Raw genomic sequence first — 20,007 nt, 5'->3', positions numbered from 1 at the left:
GCGGTGAGGCCTCGCGCCACCTGCACGCTCACAACAGTCGGTCGAGCGCCCCCGCCGTCTTCTCGCCGACGCCGTCGACGTCCTGTAGGTCGGCGGTCGACGCCGAGCGGACGTTCTCGACACTGCCGAACCGTCGGAGGAGGCGCTTTCGCGTCTCGGGACCCACACCGGGTACGTCGTCGAGCGCCGTCGACACGTCGTCTCGGAGACTCTCGTGGTACTGGGAAGCGAAGCGGTGGGCCTCGTCACGGACTCGCTGGAGGACGTGTAGGTGGGGGGCGTCGGTGTCCCAGTCGTGGACGCCGTCCGGTGTGACGACCAGTTCTTCGGCCTTCGCCAGTGCCACCGCGGGGACGTCCAAGCCGGTCTCGGCGAGGGCGTCGCGGGCCGCCGCGAGTTGGCCCTCGCCGCCGTCGATCAGCAGGAGGTCCGGGTCGGGACGGTCGTCGCGGCCCTCGACCGCCCGTTCGGCGCGCCAGCGGACGAGCGCGCGCATGTTGGCGTAGTCGTCGTTTCGGTCCGGGAGTTTCTTCCGGCGATACGCCGCCTTCTCGGCGCTCCCATCGACGAAGCAGACGTCACTGCCGACGACCGCCGTACCCCCGGAGTGACTCACGTCGAACCCTTCGACGCGCTCGACGGCGTCGAGCCCCAAGGCGTCCGCCAGCGCCCCGAGTTCGTCATCACCGCCGGTGTGCCGCCGTGCGTTCTTCAACGCGAGATCGACCAGTTTCGCCTCGCGGCCCGCACCGGGCACGCGGACGGCGACGCCCTCACTCTCCAGCCACGAGACGACTTCGGGGTCGGCGGGCTGCTCCGAACACAACACGGCGTCGGGGAGGTCACGATCCGTGTAGTACTGCGGGACGAAGGCGGCGAGGAGGGCCCCGACCCGATCCTCGCCCTCGGGCGCGTCGAGGCGGTGCCGGGAGCGGTCGACGAGTTGGCCGCGCTCGCTGTGGAGGCGGGCGACCGTCGCGCGGTCACCCTCGACGGCCGCGCCGAGCACGTCGACGGTTCGCTCGTCGGCCGGCGACGCTACTGCGTCACCGCCCGATCCGTGGAACGACTCGACCGCGTCGAGGCGGTCCCGGAGGTTGGCGGCGCGTTCGAACGACCGCTCTTGGGCGGCTGCCTCCATCTCACGACGGATCGGGTCGGCGAGTACTCCCGTCTCTCCCTCGAAGAAATGGACGGCCGCGTCGACGTCCTCGGCGTACGCGGCCTCACCGATCTCTCCGGTACAGGGGGCGGTACACAGGCCCATCTCGTAGTCGAGACAGGGACGGTCACGATTACGGTACTCGTGGTCCGAACAGCCACGGAGTCCGTAGGTCTCTCGGATCGCCTTGACGGCCGTCTCGACTCGCCCCTTCCGGGTGAAGGGGCCGAACACGGTCGCTCCCTCGTCGGGATCGCGGGTCACCTCGATTCGCGGCACTGGGTGGTCGGTGAGTTGGACCAGCGGGTAGGACTTGTCGTCCTTCAGACGGACGTTGTATCGGGGCTGGTGGCGCTTGATCAGGTTCGCCTCCAGCAGTAACGCCTGCGTCTCGGTGTCGGTGACCGCCACGTCGATCCGATCGGCGCGGTCGACCATCCGACGGATGCGGTCGCTCCGTGGGTCGGCGTAGGATCGAACCCGTTCGCGAAGGTCGACCGCCTTACCGACGTAGCGCACGCCGTCACCCTCGTAGAAGAAATAGACACCCGGATCACGAGGGAGGTCGGCGGCGCGCGCTGTGACCGCAGTCGCGTCCATCACTGAACCCATAGCGTCCAGACGGTCATGAGGCTGACGCGTCGGGGCGGCGGACGAGAACCTGCGAGCGAGCGATGGAGCGAGGGCGAGGGAAGGGACGGAGATAAAGCGAGGGGACGATGGTCGAGAGCGAGGGTATAACACCACTGGCGTCGATGCCCGAGACATGAGCGACGACGGAACGGAGCGACTGTGGCTCGTCGACCGGAACTACGACGACAAGGGCCTGATCGTCCTCGCGTACGCGACGCTCGACGGGTCGGCGGTCCGGCGGATCGAGCGAGCACCGATCGCAGTCGAACGGATGGGAGGCGTCACAGCCGCCGTCGACGCCGACCCGGGGACACTCGAGTCGGTCGAGGACGACGACCGACGGGAGCGATACGCGTCGGAGGCGGCGCGGATGGCCGACCGGCACGACCCCGACGAGAACGTCTGATACGGTTTGTTGTAACTGTTTACCGGTGAGTCGCCAAGGTGGTCCGGCGACTCACCGGTAATGACTTACAATAATCCGTATGAATCGGGAGGGGACTCGATCCCAGGATGGAACGAGACGTCGACGAACGGTCGGATCGAGCGCGTGGGAGCGAGTGACGCCCATCCGCAGTCTTAAGTCCGTCCGCTCGGAGGGACGGATATGGATTACACGCTCGCCATCGACAACGCGCCGGAGACGATCCCCGGCGGGACGGGCATCCTGTTGCTCCACCCGAGCATCGGCGAGACCGACCGAATCGACACCGACTTTCTCAAGACCGATACGGACAACTTCTTCGTCGTCTCGACGCGAACCACCGCCCGCGAGGTCGAGCAGAAACTCGAACACTACGACGTCGACGAGTCGAAGGCGGAAATTCTAGACACGCTCTCCGTGGAACGGGGCTACTCCCGGCGACCGTCCGATCGAGTACACTACGTCGCCTCGCCCGACGATTTGGAGGGAGTCGTGAGCAAGACGCGGACGTTCCTCGAGAGCCACGAGGGGAAACGACGGGTGAGCGTCGACTCGCTCACCGAGATGGCGTACTACGCCGACGACGAAGGGGTGTTCGAGGCGACCGATCGGATCCTCGATCTGCTGGTGGAGTTCGACGCCGTGGGCCTGTTCCATCTCTCGAAGGAAGTTCACGACGAGGCAGTGTTGGCGCGATTCCGGGACCTCTTCGACGTCGTCCTCGATTTGAACGTTGACGGGAACCTGACTGTCGAGTTCGACGAGGAGTGAGTCGACGGCGGGTCAGCCCACGGTCTTCAGTCCTCGCGGTCGAGTCGGTCGAACGTCGTCGCCGCCCAACGGACGGCGTACTCGGGGCCGTGGTCCACGTAGGCCGTCGTATCGAGTGCAGCGAACGGGGCCGGGAGGTCGAGACCGTGCTTGATGGCGGCACAGGCGAGTTCGGTCGCGTCCGCGAAGTCGGTCTCGCCACGAGCGACCGCACCGGGAAGATTATCGACTCGGTCCCGGAGGCGGTCGCCGGCGTCGACCCACGCCTCGTGGAGACGAGAACGGTCCGCGGCCCAGTCGACGAATATCGGCCGAGTCTGACAGCCGAGCCATCCGACGTAGAGCGCGGCTCCGATCTGGTAGACCGACGCCGGATCGAGCGGGACCGCCGCGTCGAGGTCGGGATATCGAGCGCCGAAGAAGCCGAGAAACGACTCCGGGACGTCGAGGCCGAGTTCGACGAGGGCCTCGGCGATCAGGAACTCGAGGAAGTCGTCGGGCGTCCCCTCCGCCCGTGCCTTGACCAGAACCGTCGGGGGATCGGTCTGCCGGGTCCACATGACCGTCCCGTCGCCCGGGAGCCCGACGGTGAAGTCGGACCCCGCGTACCGGTGGAGCGGAGTCGGTGCGTCGTCGGGGACCCACTCGTCGGGATAGGTGGTCGGATCGAGTGCGTCGACCAGGAGGCCGAGGTCCTCGGCGGTCGCCGGGGGGAGCGTCTCGAAGTCGGCGTCCGTATCGAGGACGATGACACCCGGGACGTGACGGTCACGGACGGCGTTCAGATCCTCGGAGAGCGACCGTCGGTCGAACATCACCCCAGAAGGATCCCCAAGACGAGGGCGGCCGCGAGAATCGCCGACACGCCGACCGTTCCGAGTACGATTTTCGTCGCCTGGCTCATGGTCGACCCTCGGCGCGCCGTTTCATAAGGGTTTCACTCCCGGCGAGTCCATTCGACGCGCTTCGTTCGTCCCGTTGCCGACGTGCCGTTCGCTCACTGCGTCCGTCGCCGGCGCTTCGCGCCGGCTGCCAGCGGGACCGTCGGTCCCGCCCTGCTCACGGCACTCCCGGCGCGTCCGCGTCCCCCGTCACACCACTCGCTTGCGGGAGTCGGAGCGAGCGACATATCCATAATTTCAATTCGAACGAATATCCGTCTTTCGTCGCTTCTGTATCAAGTACGTTGAAGAATTGGAAGAGAAATGAAGGGGTACAGACGATGGTGATCGGCACGGGGATGGGCGGCTTGGAGGACGTCGACGGAGGCAAACGAACGTTCGGGGACCCGAGCGGAAGTGACGCCGGTGATCGTGGAAGGGAGTACAAAAGCGTGACGAGAAGAGACGGGATCGGAGGATGAGACGGTGGTCGAAGGAAACGACGAGCGAGGAACCACGGGTGTCGCGGAAAGCGAGATCAGCGGGGAAAGCGGGTCGACGGATCAGCGGAGGAGCGGACGGGTGGCGAGTCGGCGGAGGAGCGGACGGTCACGCATCGTCGCGCCACGCGTCGGCGACTTCGATGACGTAGTGACCGTCCTCCTGGAGCGAGATGATGCACTCCTGGCGGTCGTACAGTTCCATCAAGTTGAGTTCGTACTGCCCCGGTTCGAGGATCTTGATGCTCTCGAACTGGTCGTTCAGTTCCTCCCGGAGGTCGTCGATCCCCGGAGACTCGGCGTCGTCGGGGGAGATGGTTCGAGCGGCGTCGCCGGATTTTGGGGGTGATTCGGCCACGTCGTCGAGTTCGTCCCGGCTGACGACGTCCCGTCGAGCGTCCGCCTGAGCCGTGTCCTCCGTTCGGTCGAGGGCGGACGGATCGGATTCGGCCTCGATGAACTCACCGTCCGTGTCGGGCACCGACTCCGAACCCACGGATTCCGAGGTAGCGGGACCGGACGATGGGGGCGACGGCGACGAGGCGGGGGACGAATCGGTCGATCCGGTGTCGGACGGAGTCACGGACGGTCCGTCGTCCAGCGTCGGCGGGTCGGCCGCGGAATCCGGTTTGAACTGGAACTTGTTCCCGCCGCAGTCGGGACACCCCGAGAGCATCTCCTTGGAGCCGTCGGCGAAGACGCGTTCGCAGTTCGTGCACTGGTGGGGCATCGGTCTACTTCCGGGAGACGAGCGCGCTGATGAGGTTCTCGTCCTTGTGGAGCGTCTGGATCTGGTTGGCTGGCCCGATAACGGTGAGTTTCTTCGTGGATTCTCGACCCATCAATCGGTCGAGGAAGCTTCGATCCGCCGTCTCCGATCGGGGGTAGGTCTCGATCTCGATCCCGTTGAACTCGTCGGGGCTGATCTCGGTCATCGTCACTTCGATGAGTTTCGACTCCTCGTCGGGGGAAAGGCCCTCTTCGAGGATGACGATGTTACCCTCGCGGACGCCGTCGAGGATGAGTCGGATCTTCTCCATGCCCGTGAGATCCTCCATCCGCGCCCCGCTGATGAGATCGATCTGCACGCCGTCGTCGCCGTCGGTGGGAGTGGCTTCCGGCATCTCCATCACCCGAAGTACTCCGCGATCTTGTCGTACACTTCGTCCATGTTGTCGCCTTCGAGCGCCGACAGCGGCACCGTCTCGTGTTGTGGGAAGGCGTCCCCGATCCGCTTGACGTTCGAGTCGTCCAGATCGGTCTTGTTCGCGAAGATGAGCACCGGGAGATCCTGGCTCTCGATGATCCCGATGAGCATCGTATTGACTTGGGTGAACGGATCCTCGGTGCTGTCGAGGACGTAGATCACGCCGTCGACGTCCTCGCGAAGCCAGTGCATCGCCTCGGCGACGCCCTCGGTGGCCTCCCGGGACCGCCGGACTGCGTCCTCCTCGTCGATGTCGTGTTCGAGGAACTCCTTGTAGTCGACCTTCGTCGTCACGCCGGGCGTGTCGACGATGTCGATGGTGACGGTACTCCCGTTGCGCTCTATCTCAACGTTCTCCTTCCGGCGGGCGCGGCGGGTCTCGTGGGGGACGTGGCTCTCCGGGCCGACGGCGTCCCCCGTCCAGTCGCGTGCGATTCGGTTCGCGAGCGTTGTCTTCCCGGCGTTGGGCGGTCCGTAGATCCCGATCCGCTTGGGATCGCTGGCCGAGAACAGTCGATCCGTCACGCGTGTGATGCTGTCTCTGAGTCCTGTGAGCAGTCCCATCCTGTCCTCCCGCACCTCCCGTTTCGACCGCGAGAGGGCGTATGCGGGATGAAGGTCACGCCGTTCACTTAAGTGTGCGTCAGACAACTATAATTGGCCTGTCAGTAGGTACCGAATGTCAGCTCCGTCCCGACGGCCGTAGCCCGGGACAGCCGGACGCCCCCCACCCCTTCGTTTCAGGTGGAACGGCCACAACTCCACGATCCATCGAGCGTACCGACTCGATCCACCTAGAAACGTCGTAGTGTACGCATACTTCACCCTACGAAATAATATATTAGAATGGAGTACGGATACTGTTTCTTTGAATACTACTTATAGATTGTCCTTGCTAGAGTTCCCTCCCCCTCCCCACCCCTTCAATCCGTTCCACCCGAAACGAAGGGGTGGGGGGGTGGGTGTGGATCGCCCAACACGTTCCGAGTTCGGGAACTCCGTCTCGTCGATCGATCGAGAAAATCGCTTCTCAGGCCGATACACCCCCTCTCGTGACGTTTTTGGCTTCCAGACACCAGGTCAGCGCCTCAAGGGGGAAACTTTTTCTACCGTCTGTTCGTCTGTTTCGTCTGGATCATTTGGACGCGCTCGGACGGACGCCGGGTCGATTCCAGTCGAGTCACCCCGATATCGGCGCGTCTTCCACCCGAAACGATGGGGTATAACTAGATGGACTCCGACGACTCACCCCCTGACGACCGGTCCGCCTCCGACCCCGAAGAGGACGACCTCCGCGACGCCCCCGCCCGGGACCGGACGTCCGATATCTCTCACGACGTCGACATCGACGACGTCCTCGACGACGACGATGCCGAGGACAACCAGGGCCTGTTCGACGACTTACTCTCCGGGGAGCCAATCTTCGAGAACAAGGAGGTGCTTCGGCCCTCCTATACGCCACACGAACTCCCCCACCGAAACGAACAGATCAACCGGATGGCGACCATCTTGGTCTCGGCGCTCCGGGGCGACACCCCCTCCAACATCCTCATCTACGGGAAGACGGGGACGGGCAAAACTGCCAGTGCGAAGTTCGTCAGCAAGGAACTGGAGTCTACCTCCGAGAAGTACGACGTCCCCTGTGAGGTGGAGTACATCAACTGTGAGGTGACCGACACCCAGTACCGGGTGCTGGCCCAACTCGCCAACAAGTTCATCGAGAAAAACCGCACGGTCATCGAGGACCGGATCGACGACCTAGCCGACCGCCGGGCGGCCATCGCGGACGGCGACGCCACCCCCGCCGACTCCCCGTTCGACTCCACGGCGGCTATCGACGACCGGATCGAATCCCTCGAAGCGGACCGCGAGGGGATGGACTCCGTCCCGATGACCGGGTGGCCGACCGATCGGGTCTACAGTTCCTTCTTCGAGGCCGTCGACTATCACGAACGCGTCGTCGTCATCATGCTCGACGAGATCGACAAACTCGTCGAGAAGTCCGGTGACGACACGCTGTACAACCTCTCCCGGATGAACTCCGAACTCGAGAACTCCCGTATCTCCATCATGGGTATCTCGAACGACCTGAAGTTCACCGACTTCCTCGACCCCCGTGTCAAGTCGAGTCTGGGCGAGGAAGAGATCGTCTTCCCGCCCTACGACGCCAACCAACTCCGCGACATCCTCCAACACCGGGCGGACGTGGCGTTCGAGGGCGGCGCACTCACCGAGGACGTCATCCCGCTCTGTGCCGCTTTCGCGGCCCAAGAACACGGTGACGCCCGCCGCGCCCTCGACCTCCTCCGGACCGCGGGTGAACTCGCCGAACGCGGACAGGCCGACACTGTCGAGGAGAACCACGTCCGGCAGGCCCAAGACAAGATCGAACTCGACCGCGTCGTCGAGGTGGTCCGCACCCTCCCGACGCAGTCGAAGATCGTTCTCTTCGCGATCATCCTCCTCGAGAAGAACGGCGTTCACAACATCAACACCGGCGAGGTGTTCAACATCTACAAGCGCCTCTGTGAGGAGATAGACGCCGATGTGTTGACCCAGCGCCGGGTCACCGACCTCATCTCCGAACTCGACATGCTCGGCATCGTCAACGCCGTCGTCGTGAGCAAGGGGCGGTACGGTCGCACCAAGGAGATCAGCCTCTCGGTCCCCGTCGACGAGACCGAAGCGGTCCTCCTCTCGGACTCCCGACTCGGCGACATCGAGAACGCCCAGCCGTTCGTGCAGGCCCGGTTCGACAACTGACCGGCCGTGCTACGCGGTCGGTGGCGTCGTCGTGATCCTCGGGATCACTCCCATCCGTCCACTACCGATCGACGCGTTCCACGACTCGCGCTCCCCGACCGGTCCCGATCCGGCGTCACCGAGTCCCGTTCCCGTCTCCCCCTCGAGCGTCGTCGACGCCACACTCGGCGAATCGAGGGCGAGACTCGAGACACTCAGCCGGACCCAGCCGAGATAGGGGATCCTGACGCGCGCGATACCGACGATCCACCCGGGCTCGACCGGTTCGCTGATACCGTTCACCTGGTCGTACCGTCCGTTGGCGTCCCCTTTCGTCACGAACCCGTCGTTCGGGGCCGGACAGTTGCGCATCTCCTCGCAGTCGCTCGCCGCGACGTAGTCCGGATTCGCCCGGTCGTACCAGTTCTCGCCCTCCTCGACCCAGAACTGTGCGCGGTGGATCACGGGCGGCCCGGCGCTCCCCGGATCGTCGTAGACGATCACCGATCCGGGTGCGCCGAACTTCCAGTGGTCGCCCTGCCGTGCGGTTTCGCGGGTCACTACCCCCGTCCCCTCGTGGGCCGCGTCCCCGGCGAACCGCCCGGGCTCTGTCATGAACACCAGATCACCCTTCTGCATGTGTGGTTCCATGCTCCCGCTCTCGACGGCCACCATCGGCGGCCACACGCCGCTGATCGCGAACAACAGGAGGCCGACGGCGACGACGGCTCCGACGCTCACCGCCGTCTCCCGGAGGACTAGGAGCGCCCCACTCTCGGCCGCCAGCACCCGACGCAGCGGCCCGTCGCGTCCCCTCCGGTCGTCGTCGGATCGGTCGGCGTCGATCCGGCGTGGGTCGTCCGCGGGTCGACCCTCGTCGACTGGCTCGGATCCGTCGGGCGACTGATCGTCGTCGACTGGAGGGGAGTCGTCGTCGAACCGATCGGCGTCGACTGGGTCGGACCCGCCGGGGGACCGGGGGCCGTCGTCCTCGCTCATCGGTTCCCGTTCACCGCCGGCGGAGTTGAAGTTTCTGGACTTCCGGCATCCTTTTGCCCGCGCCAGTCGTGGCTCTCCTGTGCCACTGGAGACGCCAGTTCGGGTCGCCAGAGAACTCGCCCGCCGCGGTTACAACGCCGAGCGTGAGGCAGTGACCCTCCTCGCGAACGCATCCGATCCTGCTGCCGCCCTCGACGCCGCCGTCGAGACGGCCGACGACGACGCCCTCCGCCTCACCGCCGCGCACGTCCGCTCGACGCTCGATGCTACCACCGACGCCGATACCGACGCCGGCTCGCCGGATGAGCCGGCGACTACCACTCCGACTGACCCGGCTGCTTCCACCACGGACGGTTCGGCGATCGCCACCACGGACGATCCGTCGACCACCACCGACGAACCCAACTCCTCCGTTTCAACTGCAGGACACGACCCGACACATACAGACTCGGATGCGACTTCTCCAGTCGAAACGGAGGGGTGTGAGACTGCGACGAGGACGACGACCGAGCCGACCCCAGACCCGTCCGAGGACCCCGGCTCGCCGCCGCCGGTAACGGTCACTGGCGACATCACCGGGCGAAGCACCGGAACCGGGGAGTACGCCGACTTCGTCTCGGTCTTTCGCGACCGCTACGAGACGCTCTCGGCGAAGCTTCGCGGCCGCGTAAACCACCGCCCTGCGTCGGCCATCGAGGACATGACCGGCGGGAACGACGTGGCGATGATCGGGCTGGTGGACGACGTCCGGTCCTCGGCGAACGGCCACTGGATCGTCGAACTCGAAGACACGACCGGAACCGTCTCCTGTATGATCACGAAAGGTCGCGACCTCGCCGGCGTGGTCGACGAGATACTTCTCGACGAGTGTCTCGCCGTCGAGGGAACGCTCTCGGACGACGCGGGCCTCGTCTTCGTCGACACCCTCCACTTCCCCGACGTCCCCCGGACCCACCGGCCCAACACCGCCGACCGGCACGTCCAGGCGGCGCTCGTCTCGGACGTCCACGTCGGCAGTCAGGAGTTCATGGCCGACGCCTGGAATCGGTTCGCCGACTGGCTCCACACCGAGGAGGCCGAGGCCGTCGAGTACCTCCTCCTCGCGGGCGACATGGTGGAGGGCGTCGGCGTCTACCCCGACCAGGACGAGGAACTCGACATCGTCGACATCTACGACCAGTACGAGCGCTTCTCGGAGCACCTCAAGGCCGTCCCCGGGGACCTGGAAATCGTGATGATTCCGGGCAACCACGACGCGGTCAGGCTGGCCGAACCCCAACCGGCCTTCGACCAGGAACTCCGGGACATGATGTCGGCCCACGACGCCCGGGTCGTCGGCAACCCCTCCACCGTGACCGTCGAGGGCGTCTCGGTGTTGATGTACCACGGCGTCTCGCTCGACGAGGTGATCGCCGAACTGCCCGAGGAGAAGGCGAGTTACGACGAACCCCACCGGGCGATGTACCAGTTGTTGAAAAAGCGCCACGTCGCCCCGACGTACGGCGGTCGGAACCGTCTGGCCCCCGAGGAGGAGGATTACCTCGTCGTCGACGAGGTGCCCGACGTCTTCCACACCGGCCACGTCCACAAACTCGGGTACGGCAAGTACCACGACGTCCTCGCGGTCAACAGCGGATGCTGGCAGGCCCAGACCGCCTTCCAGAAGAGCGTCAACATCGACCCCGACGCCGGCTTCGCTCCCATCGTCGACCTCGACACGCTGGACCTGACCGTCCGCAAGTTCGCGTGAGACTCCCGGTCCTTTCCCGCGCTACGTCGGATCGGACGGATCGAGTCGGTACCGGATGGTCTCTTTCCCGTCGAACGCCGGTCCCGTCCCGTCGCGTTCGAACCCGGCAGCCTCGGCGGCCGCGCGGGTCACCTCGTCGTCGTCGACCGTCAGCAGTTCGACCGTCATCCCCTCGCCGGTGGCGAAGCGGACGGGTTCGGTCAGCAGGCGCTCACAGGCCCGTTCGGTCCCGCCCAGTTGTGTCACGTGGACCGTCCGGTCCCGCACGTCGAAACTGACGAATCCGGCCACGTCCGGGCCATCGTCGTCCGTGTCGGCGTTCGGTCCCGCGGTCGTCTCCTCCCGCTCCGCGACCCGAACGGTCCTGTCGTGGATCAGGTTCCGAATTACGTCCGAGGGCACGTCCGCGATCGCCGAGAGGGCGTCGGCGTCGGCCTCGACCGCGTCTCGCACGTCCATACCTACCCATTCTCGCGGGAGGCGCTTAAACGCTCGCCGTCGGCCCCTCGTTCTCCGAGTCGCCGATCGCCGGCACCGACGTTCGGCCGTCGGTCACCCGTGCTGTGACGTCCGTCTCGCCGCGCCGCGACCCGCGCCGCGACCGCACCGCGGCAATCCCGTGGTAGACGACCGACCCCGCCCGTCAGTCCATCTCGACCGTGGACGGGTAGCCGACGACTTCGTGGTAATCCTCGAGGAGCGTCTCCGCCACCTCCTCGTCGGTCCGGTCGAGCAGGACTTCCGTGCCGTTGCGGTCGAGGTTCAGGACGTCCCGCCGGTAGCAGAACCCGCCGTCGGACTCGTCGGGGAGGAAGTCGTCGTCGAGGTAGGTCACGCCGTCCAGCCCGTAGGAGTGGCGCTTGACGACGTCCGGCACCTCGTCTTGGGGATTGTGGCGGTCGTCGCCCCCCTCGACGTCCGTCGTCGAGGTGTACGCGTCGCGACACTCGGTGGTGAAGATACTGAGGTTGTCGAGGAACACGCCACGCAGGAACGTGGCCATCGCGAAGTCGTACGAGTCCGCGAACGCGCCCCGGCCCACGTTGTGGTAGCCATCCTCGGTGAACCGACGGTTATCGACGATCTCCTCTTTGACCTCTGGGATCGCGGCTTCCTGACCGTCGACGTACCCCTCGAACAGCGGGCTCATGAACGCCGAGCCGATGCGGTGGCCATCGTACTTCACCCGTTCCGTGCCGGGATCGCTGATGTCCGCGTGGTCGATCGGGAGGTACTCGTCGCCGACCTGCGGGAGGATGTCGGTCAGGGTACTCACGATTTCCGTCCGCTCCTTGTCCGTCCAGAGGTCGGCGTCGCCCAGGTCGTCCGTCCCCAAGAGTTTCCCCCGCGAGTACGGCATCGTCTCGATCCTAAACCCTTCCTCGTAACCGGGATCGCGTGTCTCGATCCCGTCGACACGCTCCACCCCTTCGACGGCCTTCGTGTACTCGCGCCCGACCCCCGTGACGATCGATTCTAACCCTTCGTACGCCTCCAGTTCCGCCAACAGATCGTCCCGTTCGTCCTTCCGTTCCCGCAGTCGCTCCTCGAACGGCGCGACGAGGACGGCGGACAGGTACTCCTCGACCGGGCCGCCGCGGAGTTCCGCGAGTAACTTCCGCGCGCTATCCGCGTCCTGGGTCGCGTCGCCACCCTCGGGATCCAGGTGCTCACGGATGGCGACGTCCGGAGCGGTCGAGACGGACACAGTCGTCGCCTCCATCGCGTCGTCGACGACTCGCTTCGTCTCCACCTCGAGTTCGTCCAGTACGTCGGCGGCGTGGTCGTCGAGCGCCGCCGACCGTTCCTCGAAGTAGTTCCTCCGAATCTCCGCCTCGAATAGATCCGTCCACGACGGGATGTGGACGAGTTCGCTTCCCCCTTCGACCGCGGGGTGGCCGTCAATCCTCGTTTCGAGCATGCGGTAGTCCTCTCGCAGTCCGGCGATCGCTCCCATCCCGAAGAGGCTCAGGATCCGTTCGCGGAGCGTCCCCTGACGCCTCGCCGCCTCGAGGCGAAGCTGTTTCGCGCGCTTGACGTCCTGGATCGTCTCCTCGATCATCGCCTCGTCGATCGGGTCGTGGCCCACATCGTCGAGCAACTCGTTCAGCCTGCGGTACTGGTCGAACCCCGTGCCGGTGAGTTCGATCTCGTCGGGGTGGCGGATCCCGTCGAAGTCGACCGCCTCCTCGATCGCTAGTCGTAACTCGTCGAGGAGGCGGTCGATCTCCGGCCTCCGCTCGGCGAGGGCGTGGTACTCGTCGACGACGTCGACGACCAAGCGGTCCCACTCGTCTTTGTACTCCTCGACGCGGTGAGTCCCCTCCTCGATTTCCGCCTCGAGCCGTTCGATCTCGTCTTCCACCGTGACGCGCTCCCCTTCGAGTGCACCGATCTCGTCCCTGATCTCGGTGGCGTACCCGTTGTTTTCCTCGCTGATGGCGTTCCGGATCTCGGTCGCGACCTCGTCGGCCTCGCCCCGGAGGGCCTCGGTGGCTTCGATGATCCCGGCGCGTCGGGCGAGGAGTTCGATTTCCCGGAGGACGGCCCGAACGAACTCCTCCTCGCCGGGTTCCCACCCGCCCTCGGGTTCGTAGTCGTCGACGTCGCCGACGCCGTCCGCCAGTCGGGGGACGAAGTCACGGGCGACCGCGGCGTCTTTCGACCGGTCGTCGTCCCACGTGGCTTGGTTCTCGGCGATGGCGTGGACCTCGTCGAACACCTCCAGGAGTTTCGGCGCGGAGCGGAACTCCAGTTGCTTCAGGAGCGGTCGCTCGAGCAACTCCCTGATGTCGTCGAGACGGCGCTTGAGGTCGAGGGCGTCGGCGGACGGGAGCCGATACTCGCCGTGACCCACGGTCGTGTGTAGTTCCCTCGCCGCGTCCGGGTGGCGTTCGGTGAGGTACGCCCGCAGGTCGTCGTAGAGTCCCGCCTCGACGTCGAGCGCGGCCGACTTGTCCTCGACGTACGCATGGAACTCGTTCCGGATCCGGTCGAGTTGCCCGCCTGGGTAGTGGAGATACCGCGTGCTCGCGAGCGTGAACGGGGCGTACTCCGGCGGTCCGACGGCGTCGTCCGTCTCGTCGAACTGTCGGTACGCATCCACCTGAGCCCCGGACAGGTTGTAGAAGGCGGTGATGGTGTAGACGGCGGCCTTGTCGAAGGTGTCGTCGTCGACTGCGGGGTCGTAGGGGAGGAGGATTCGCGCATCGAAGAGATTGAGCCCCGAGAGGGCGAGATACTCGAGTTCGGAGAGGGTGGCGTACGCGTTCGCGAGGACGGTGGTGGTGTCGCGCCCGCTTGGCTTCGGGAGGATACCGAACAGCGTGACGGTCGCCCCGGCCTGCTTGATGCGGTGTGCGAGGTCGAGGAGGAGCCCCGACCCAGTCCCGCCACCGAGGCCGACGACGATGGCGACGTGGGGTTCGTCGTGGGCGTCGTTCCTGACGCTCCGTTCGATCGCACCGAGGGGATCACCCTGCCACTGGCTGATCCGGTAGATCGCCTTCGTGAGTCCCCGAATCCTGTCGACGCCGCCGCGTTCGAGGCCGGAGAGGGGGGCGAGAACGTCGCTGTCTCCGCCCTGTTGCAACCACCAGGCCTGGAGGTTCTGGTCGAGTGCCAGTTTGCTGATGTCCGTCCGTGCGGTCATCCGTTCCGGCCGGAGGCATTTTTTGTGCGGCCCGTCGACGACGTTGATGACGGTGCCGTCGACGTCCGGATGTCGCCGGATGCCGTACTCCGCTTTGATCGACTCGACGGTCTCTTGGATCTCGTCTTCGATGTCGGTCGAGAGCGTCGACTCGTCGGAGTCGACGAAGTACGCGTGGAGCGGACGGGCGTCCTCGTCGGGTGCCTCGTCCCGCGGGTCGTCCCGGAGGACCTCCTCCAGGATCCACCGCTGTCGCATGAACGTCTTCCCCACCTCGATCCCGCCTCCGCCCAGACAGACCAGATGGTCCGGTACGCGGTAGCGTGCCATCGCGCCGACAGATCCACTCGCCGAGGTTAAATGTTTCCGAGGTATTACATCGTCGTATCGGCGACCGACGGGCCGAACACCCTCGGTTGTGCTGCCCGGCCGACGACATAAAAACAGTAATTTGACAGCTTTGGGTGCTCGGTCGCACCGGCGGCGTGAGCACGCCGCTGCGTGGGCAAGTGAACACAGTTATAACCGTCCACCCCGCTACCCCATGGCATGCTTGGGCACCCGTCGGACACCGTGGAGGGACCACGATGCGCGTAGTGGCGAAGTTCGGTGGCACGTCGCTCGGGAGCGGCGACCGCATCGAACGCGCGGCCGACACCGTCGCGAAAGCGGTGGAGGAAGGCCACGAGATCGCCATCGTCGCCAGCGCCATGGGGTCGACGACCGACGAACTCTTGGAGGAGATCACGTTCGAGGCCGAGGACGCCGACCGCGCCGAAATCGTCAGCATGGGCGAACGGACGAGCGTCCGGATGCTGAAGGCGGCACTGGCCGCCCGCGGCGTCGACGCCACGTTCGTCGAACCCGGCACCGAGGCGTGGCCGATCATCACCGACGAGTTCGGCGAGGTCGACGCCGAGGAGACGCTGAAACGCGCCGAGGCCCTCGCCGCTGACCTCGACCACGTCGTCCCCGTCATCACGGGCTTTCTCGCCCAGACCATCGACGGCGAGGTGACCACGCTCGGCCGCGGTGGCTCCGACACGACCGCCGTGATGCTCGGGAAGTTCATGGACGCCGACGAGGTGGTCATCGTCACCGACGTCGAGGGTGTCATGACCGGTGACCCGCGGGTCGTCGAGGGTGCCCGCAACGTCGGTCATATCACCGTCGACGAACTCCGGAACCTCTCCTTTCGGGGCGCGGAGGTCGTCGCCCCCAGCGCCCTCTCGTACAAGGACGAGGACCTCACCGTCCGCGTCGTCCACTACCAGCACGGCGACCTGCTGACCGGCGGCACCCGCATCGAGGGCCAGTTCCAGAACCTCATCGACATGCAGGACGAACCCCTCGCCTGCATCACCGTCGCCGGCCGCGCGCTCCGCAATCGCCCCGGTATCCTCGCCGACCTCTCACAGTCGCTCCGGAACGAGGACACCAACATCGACGCCGTCGCCAGCGGGATGGACTCGGTCACCTTCTACGTCAACGACGACCTCTCGGAGGACGCGGAGTACGTCCTCCACGAACAGGTCGTCGACGACGATACGCTCTCGTCGGTCACCGTCGAGAACCAGTTCGCCGTCATCCGCGTCACGGGCGGTGAACTCCCCAACCGGCCGGGCATCATCCTCGACATCGTTCAACCGGTGTCCGAGGCCGGCATCAACATCCACGACCTCATCACCTCCGCCACCTCCGTCGCCATCTTCGTCAACTGGGAGGACCGCGAGAAGACCCTCGAAATCGTTCAGGAACAGACGATCTGAGCCGACGGGCTACTGTCCAGCCAACAGCCGTGTCCCGATCCGCTCGGGCAGTCCTGCCGTTTCCACCGCCTCGATGACGGCATCGACGTCGTACTCGACGCGCCGCTCCTCGACCGTCACCGCCTCGCCTCCCGATCCGTCCCCCACCTCGACCACCGCGTAGCCCGCCCTCGGGTCGCCGTCCCGCGGTTGGCCGACGCTCCCCGGATTCATCACCACCCCCTCGCTGAAGATGCGGTGGCCCTGGACGTGCGTGTGGCCCGTGACGAGGAGGTCCTCCCCGTCGAGCATCCGCGGCGAGAACTCCTCGGGGTAGGTGTAACGGTCCGGGTCCGCGGGGTGGCCGTGGACGAGTTTCACCCGCCCGTCCGCGACCGTCCGTTCGTCCGGCAGTTCGTCCAACCACGACAGTGCGTCGTCGTCGAGATGTTCCCGGGCGTGATCGACGCCCGCCTTCGCCATCGCGTTGAACCGGAACGCCGAGTCGCGGGCGACCGCCCGGTCGTGGTTCCCCATTACCGTCGGGATCGATCGCTCCCGGACGGCGGCGACGCAGTCGGCCGGCCACGGGTTGTAGCCGACCACGTCGCCCGCACACACCAGTCGATCGACGCTAGGCATGTCGTCGAGGACGGCTTCGAACGCGATCCGGTTCCCGTGGATGTCGGAGACGACGCCAAGTCGCATGCCCGTCGCTTGCGGTCCCGGGCGGTTAGGCGTTGTCGTCGCCTCACTCCTCGCCGTTCACGACCGCCGTCTCCACGCCGCCGCCGTCGACGGAGACCCCCGCCGCACAGACGGCGTGTTCGAAGTCGAGGTCGTAGACCTCGCGGGCCGCACCCGCCGCGTCCGACGCCGCGAAGTCGAACGGCCGCGGGTCGTCTTCCTCGTAGGTGGCGACCAGCGTCGGCTCCTCGACCCGTTCGACCAGCAGCGCGTCCCGGCGGACGATTCCCACGGTGGCGGCGTCGGCCTCGACGACACCCGCGATCCGGGGCGTGTCGTAGTCGTCTTTCTCGTAGTCGAGCGAGAGGAGCGCGGTCGCCAGTGCGTCGCGGGCCGGATACCCCATGTCCAGTTTCTCGGTCACCGGATCGACGTGGGAGCCGTTACCGAGGACGGCTCGTCCCCGACTCTCCCGCACGCAGTTGTAGGCGATGTACGGATTGTCGGTCTCCGGTGCGTCCGGCGTCGGTGCGACGGTCAGGCTGTCTCCACGGTCGACGACGTGGCGGTTCGGGAAGGAACGCGAGGAGACGCGATACGCACCGATTCCAGGGCCGACGACGACGAAGCGTCCGACGTACATGGACGGCGGTGGACTCCTCGAGCACAAGTAGGTGCCGGTGACGAGTCCGACTCGCAACGCTTACAAGGCCACCGCGGGTACGAACCCGTGCAGTCAGTCCATTGGGGTAGTGGCCAATCCTGAAGCCTTCTGGGGGCTTCGACCCTGGTTCGAATCCAGGATGGACTACTAACCTTCTCGCGTAATCCGAACCGGCGAGCGTCAGCCCTCCGCTGCTCCGAGGCGACGCCCTAGCGTCGCCCCGCCCGGAGTCGAGCGAAAACTGTTAACCACTCTCCCGAGAACCGTGGACCGATGCCGACTGACTCCGAGCTCGTCGCCGCCGTCAAAGCCGACCTCGTTTGGCTGCTGACTGCCTGGCGCGAGCTTCTGTTCTCGACGACCTCGGACAGTCATCCGGTTCGGAACCGCCGGCGGCCCCAGTCGACCACGGACCGCCTCGCATTCTGGCTGTGGAGCGCCCTCGGTGCCGTCCTGATCGCCGTCACATACCCCTTCGCAGTCGCCGGCTTCTGGGTCCGATACGTGACTCGACGGCTCAACCAAATCGCGACGGGCCTGGGATTCATCGCCATCGTCGCCGTCGTCGCCGTGGCGTGGGGCGCGCTGACGGCGTTGGCGTGGGGGGGCTTCCCGGCCGCGGGGTTCAAAGCCGTCCTCACGGCGAGCGTGGTCGCGACCGTCTCGGCGGGGCTCGCGTGGATCACCGCCCGTACCGGCGGTCGGCGACTGACCCTCGTCGCGACGTCGCCGTTGGTCGTCGCGGCCGTCTTCCTGCCGCCCGTGACGGCCGCCCTCTTCTCGCCCACGCTGGGTGAAGTCATCCTCCCGACGAGCACGTCGCTGGCCGAGTGGATCCTCGACAACGTCCTGTTCGTCGGGGATCTCAGCACCGTCATCCGCCAACAGTTCGAGCTCTCCGGGGTCGCGTTCGTGGCCATGTGGTCCGGCCTCGCAGTCCCGATCGGCTGGGGGTTGAGCCTCCTCGTCGTGTTCGCCAACGCGGTTCGTCCCCGCGACGACGGTGGCTCGCGGCGCTAGTCAGTCGGTCTCCTCGAGCGACTGCACCGCCTCGCCGTCGTGTTCGTAGTCGACGGCCCGTCGCTGCATCGCGTCGATGCGCGGCACGCCGGTGACGTTCGAGAGCAACACGACGGCCGCGACGGTCGACGACCCTGCCCGCGGGTCGTCGCCGGCGAGGACCTCGACCGTCTCCGTCTCCTCTTCGAGCCGTTGCCGGGCGCTCTCGAAGCCCCGTCGGGAGAGTTCCTCCGGGGGCCCGGACAGCACGACGAGCACCCGTTCCGCGCTCGACACCTCACACGGGAGCGTCAGCCGCGAGTTGAGCGACTGTTGGACGAGGCTCTGAATCTTTCCGGCGTCGGTCCGCTCGTCGGCCTCGCCGTCGCTCCGATCCCCGGGGAGTAGCGACAGGAGCCACGACAGCAACCCACCGCCGTCTTCGAGTTCGATCTCGGCGTAGCCGACCGACGCGACCCCACCCGGGGAGAGCGTCCGGATGGTGTCGCTCGAATCGAGCGTGTTGGCGCCGATGGATTCGGGATCCGTGTCGCCTCTGGCGAACAGCGTCACGATCCGGGACGCCAGTTCCCGGTTCGGACGGTCGTACCGCCCACCGGTGCCGTCGGCGTCGTCGCTCTCGTCACTCTCGTCGGTGTCGACCCACCGATCGTTGTCGAACAGGAGGGTGCTGTCGGCGGCCGGGACGACCGACCTGAGCGACCGGGCAGCGTTCCGCGCCGCCCGTCCGCCGTCATCGGTGGCCGGGAGGATCCCGAGGACGTACACCGGTTTGTCGTACATCTCCTGTAACCGCTCGACGAGGACGGCGCTGACACCGCTCCCGGTGCCGCCGCCGAGACTCGTCACGACGAGGACGCCGTCCAGTTTCCGCATGGTTATCGAGTCGAGGGCGCGGTGTATCTCGGGGGCGTCGGTGCGGGCGATCTCGACCGCCAGATCCTGATCGCCGGCGACGCCGTCGTCGACGTCGGGGTGCGTGTCGCCGATCGTCACGTGTCGGTCCTTCGGGACGTGGTCGAATTCGTCGGCGACCGTCCGCGAGATGTCGACCGTCAGCACGTTCCCGTAGCACAGCTGTCGGTCTCCTTCGGCCTCGACGCTCCGGATCGCGTCGGTGAGACGGCTCCCGGCCCCACCGACGCCGATCAGCGCCAGTTTCATCGC

General features: G+C 66.3%; 18 protein-coding genes and 1 tRNA gene. 7 read left to right on the top strand and 12 right to left on the bottom strand.

Going from position 1 to position 20,007, the window contains the following annotated elements; genetic code table 11:
* Positions 1-28: 28 nt before the first annotated feature.
* Positions 29-1,762, bottom strand: coding sequence for an excinuclease ABC subunit C (locus NBT81_RS01525; RefSeq protein ID WP_338740551.1), 1,734 nt, complete (start codon positions 1,760-1,762; stop codon positions 29-31).
* Between the two features lie 166 nt (positions 1,763-1,928).
* On the opposite strand from NBT81_RS01525, the gene NBT81_RS01520 reads away from it, so the two are divergent.
* Complete coding sequence (locus tag NBT81_RS01520) at positions 1,929-2,201, top strand: hypothetical protein (RefSeq protein WP_338740550.1); 273 nt, start codon at positions 1,929-1,931, stop codon at positions 2,199-2,201.
* 201 nt (positions 2,202-2,402) lie between these two features.
* Positions 2,403-2,990 (top strand): DUF7090 family protein, encoded by a 588-nt coding sequence (locus tag NBT81_RS01515; protein WP_338740548.1) that lies wholly within the window; start codon positions 2,403-2,405, stop codon positions 2,988-2,990.
* A 26-nt stretch (positions 2,991-3,016) separates the two neighbouring features.
* On the opposite strand, the gene NBT81_RS01510 is transcribed toward NBT81_RS01515, so the two are convergent.
* From NBT81_RS01510 to NBT81_RS01495, 5 genes are all read right to left on the bottom strand, one after another.
* Positions 3,017-3,805, bottom strand: coding sequence for a DUF7089 family protein (locus tag NBT81_RS01510; protein WP_338740547.1), 789 nt, complete (start codon positions 3,803-3,805; stop codon positions 3,017-3,019).
* Positions 3,805-3,894, bottom strand: coding sequence for a hypothetical protein (locus NBT81_RS17270; RefSeq protein WP_425498709.1), 90 nt, complete (start codon positions 3,892-3,894; stop codon positions 3,805-3,807). The genes NBT81_RS01510 and NBT81_RS17270 overlap by 1 nt, the downstream gene beginning before the upstream one ends.
* Positions 3,895-4,480: 586 nt before the next feature.
* Positions 4,481-5,101, bottom strand: a complete 621-nt coding sequence (locus NBT81_RS01505; RefSeq protein WP_338740546.1) for an OapC/ArvC family zinc-ribbon domain-containing protein — start codon at positions 5,099-5,101, stop codon at positions 4,481-4,483.
* A gap of 4 nt (positions 5,102-5,105) precedes the next feature.
* Entirely contained in the window at positions 5,106-5,495 is a 390-nt protein-coding gene (locus tag NBT81_RS01500; protein ID WP_338742467.1) for a DUF2073 domain-containing protein, read from the bottom strand.
* Positions 5,496-5,500: 5 nt separating this feature from the next.
* The gene (locus NBT81_RS01495; RefSeq protein ID WP_338740545.1) at positions 5,501-6,142 is read right to left on the bottom strand and encodes a GTP-binding protein; all 642 of its coding nucleotides are present in this window, start codon (positions 6,140-6,142) and stop codon (positions 5,501-5,503) included.
* Positions 6,143-6,808: 666 nt separating this feature from the next.
* Between NBT81_RS01495 and NBT81_RS01490 the strand changes: the two genes are divergently transcribed.
* Positions 6,809-8,341, top strand: a complete 1,533-nt coding sequence (locus NBT81_RS01490; protein ID WP_338740543.1) for an orc1/cdc6 family replication initiation protein — start codon at positions 6,809-6,811, stop codon at positions 8,339-8,341.
* Positions 8,342-8,350: 9 nt separating this feature from the next.
* On the opposite strand, the gene NBT81_RS01485 is transcribed toward NBT81_RS01490, so the two are convergent.
* The gene (locus tag NBT81_RS01485; protein WP_338740541.1) at positions 8,351-9,319 is read right to left on the bottom strand and encodes a S26 family signal peptidase; all 969 of its coding nucleotides are present in this window, start codon (positions 9,317-9,319) and stop codon (positions 8,351-8,353) included.
* Positions 9,320-9,398: 79 nt separating this feature from the next.
* On the opposite strand from NBT81_RS01485, the gene NBT81_RS01480 reads away from it, so the two are divergent.
* On the top strand, positions 9,399-11,069 hold the full coding sequence (locus NBT81_RS01480) for a DNA-directed DNA polymerase II small subunit (protein ID WP_338740540.1): 1,671 nt from the start codon (positions 9,399-9,401) through the stop codon (positions 11,067-11,069).
* 21 nt (positions 11,070-11,090) lie between these two features.
* On the opposite strand, the gene NBT81_RS01475 is transcribed toward NBT81_RS01480, so the two are convergent.
* Together NBT81_RS01475 and NBT81_RS01470 are read right to left on the bottom strand one after the other, a co-directional pair.
* A complete protein-coding gene (locus NBT81_RS01475) occupies positions 11,091-11,528 on the bottom strand; it encodes a hypothetical protein (RefSeq protein WP_338740538.1) in 438 nt (145 codons plus the stop codon).
* A 184-nt stretch (positions 11,529-11,712) separates the two neighbouring features.
* Positions 11,713-15,051: a tubulin-like doman-containing protein gene (locus tag NBT81_RS01470; RefSeq protein ID WP_338740536.1), complete on the bottom strand. Its 3,339-nt coding sequence runs from the start codon at positions 15,049-15,051 to the stop codon at positions 11,713-11,715.
* 257 nt (positions 15,052-15,308) lie between these two features.
* Between NBT81_RS01470 and NBT81_RS01465 the strand changes: the two genes are divergently transcribed.
* Positions 15,309-16,490, top strand: a complete 1,182-nt coding sequence (locus NBT81_RS01465; protein ID WP_338740535.1) for an aspartate kinase — start codon at positions 15,309-15,311, stop codon at positions 16,488-16,490.
* 9 nt (positions 16,491-16,499) lie between these two features.
* Here the strand turns inward: NBT81_RS01465 and NBT81_RS01460 are convergent, their stop codons facing one another.
* Together NBT81_RS01460 and NBT81_RS01455 are read right to left on the bottom strand one after the other, a co-directional pair.
* Positions 16,500-17,177: a metallophosphoesterase family protein gene (locus NBT81_RS01460; RefSeq protein WP_338740534.1), complete on the bottom strand. Its 678-nt coding sequence runs from the start codon at positions 17,175-17,177 to the stop codon at positions 16,500-16,502.
* A gap of 43 nt (positions 17,178-17,220) precedes the next feature.
* The gene (locus NBT81_RS01455) at positions 17,221-17,799 is read right to left on the bottom strand and encodes an IMP cyclohydrolase (RefSeq protein WP_338740533.1); all 579 of its coding nucleotides are present in this window, start codon (positions 17,797-17,799) and stop codon (positions 17,221-17,223) included.
* A 95-nt stretch (positions 17,800-17,894) separates the two neighbouring features.
* Here NBT81_RS01455 and NBT81_RS01450 point away from each other — a divergent pair.
* Positions 17,895-17,967, top strand: a tRNA-Gln gene (locus tag NBT81_RS01450).
* A gap of 126 nt (positions 17,968-18,093) precedes the next feature.
* Complete coding sequence (locus NBT81_RS01445; RefSeq protein ID WP_338740531.1) at positions 18,094-18,840, top strand: hypothetical protein; 747 nt, start codon at positions 18,094-18,096, stop codon at positions 18,838-18,840.
* On the opposite strand, the gene NBT81_RS01440 is transcribed toward NBT81_RS01445, so the two are convergent.
* Positions 18,841-20,004, bottom strand: coding sequence for a tubulin/FtsZ family protein (locus tag NBT81_RS01440; RefSeq protein ID WP_338740529.1), 1,164 nt, complete (start codon positions 20,002-20,004; stop codon positions 18,841-18,843).
* Positions 20,005-20,007 lie beyond the last annotated feature (3 nt).

The sequence above is a fragment of the Haloplanus sp. CK5-1 genome (assembly GCF_037201915.1).
In the GTDB taxonomy this organism is placed as follows: domain Archaea; phylum Halobacteriota; class Halobacteria; order Halobacteriales; family Haloferacaceae; genus Haloplanus; species Haloplanus salilacus.
Note: the sequence above shows the minus strand (reverse complement) of the source record. Positions and strands in the feature narration are given on the sequence as shown.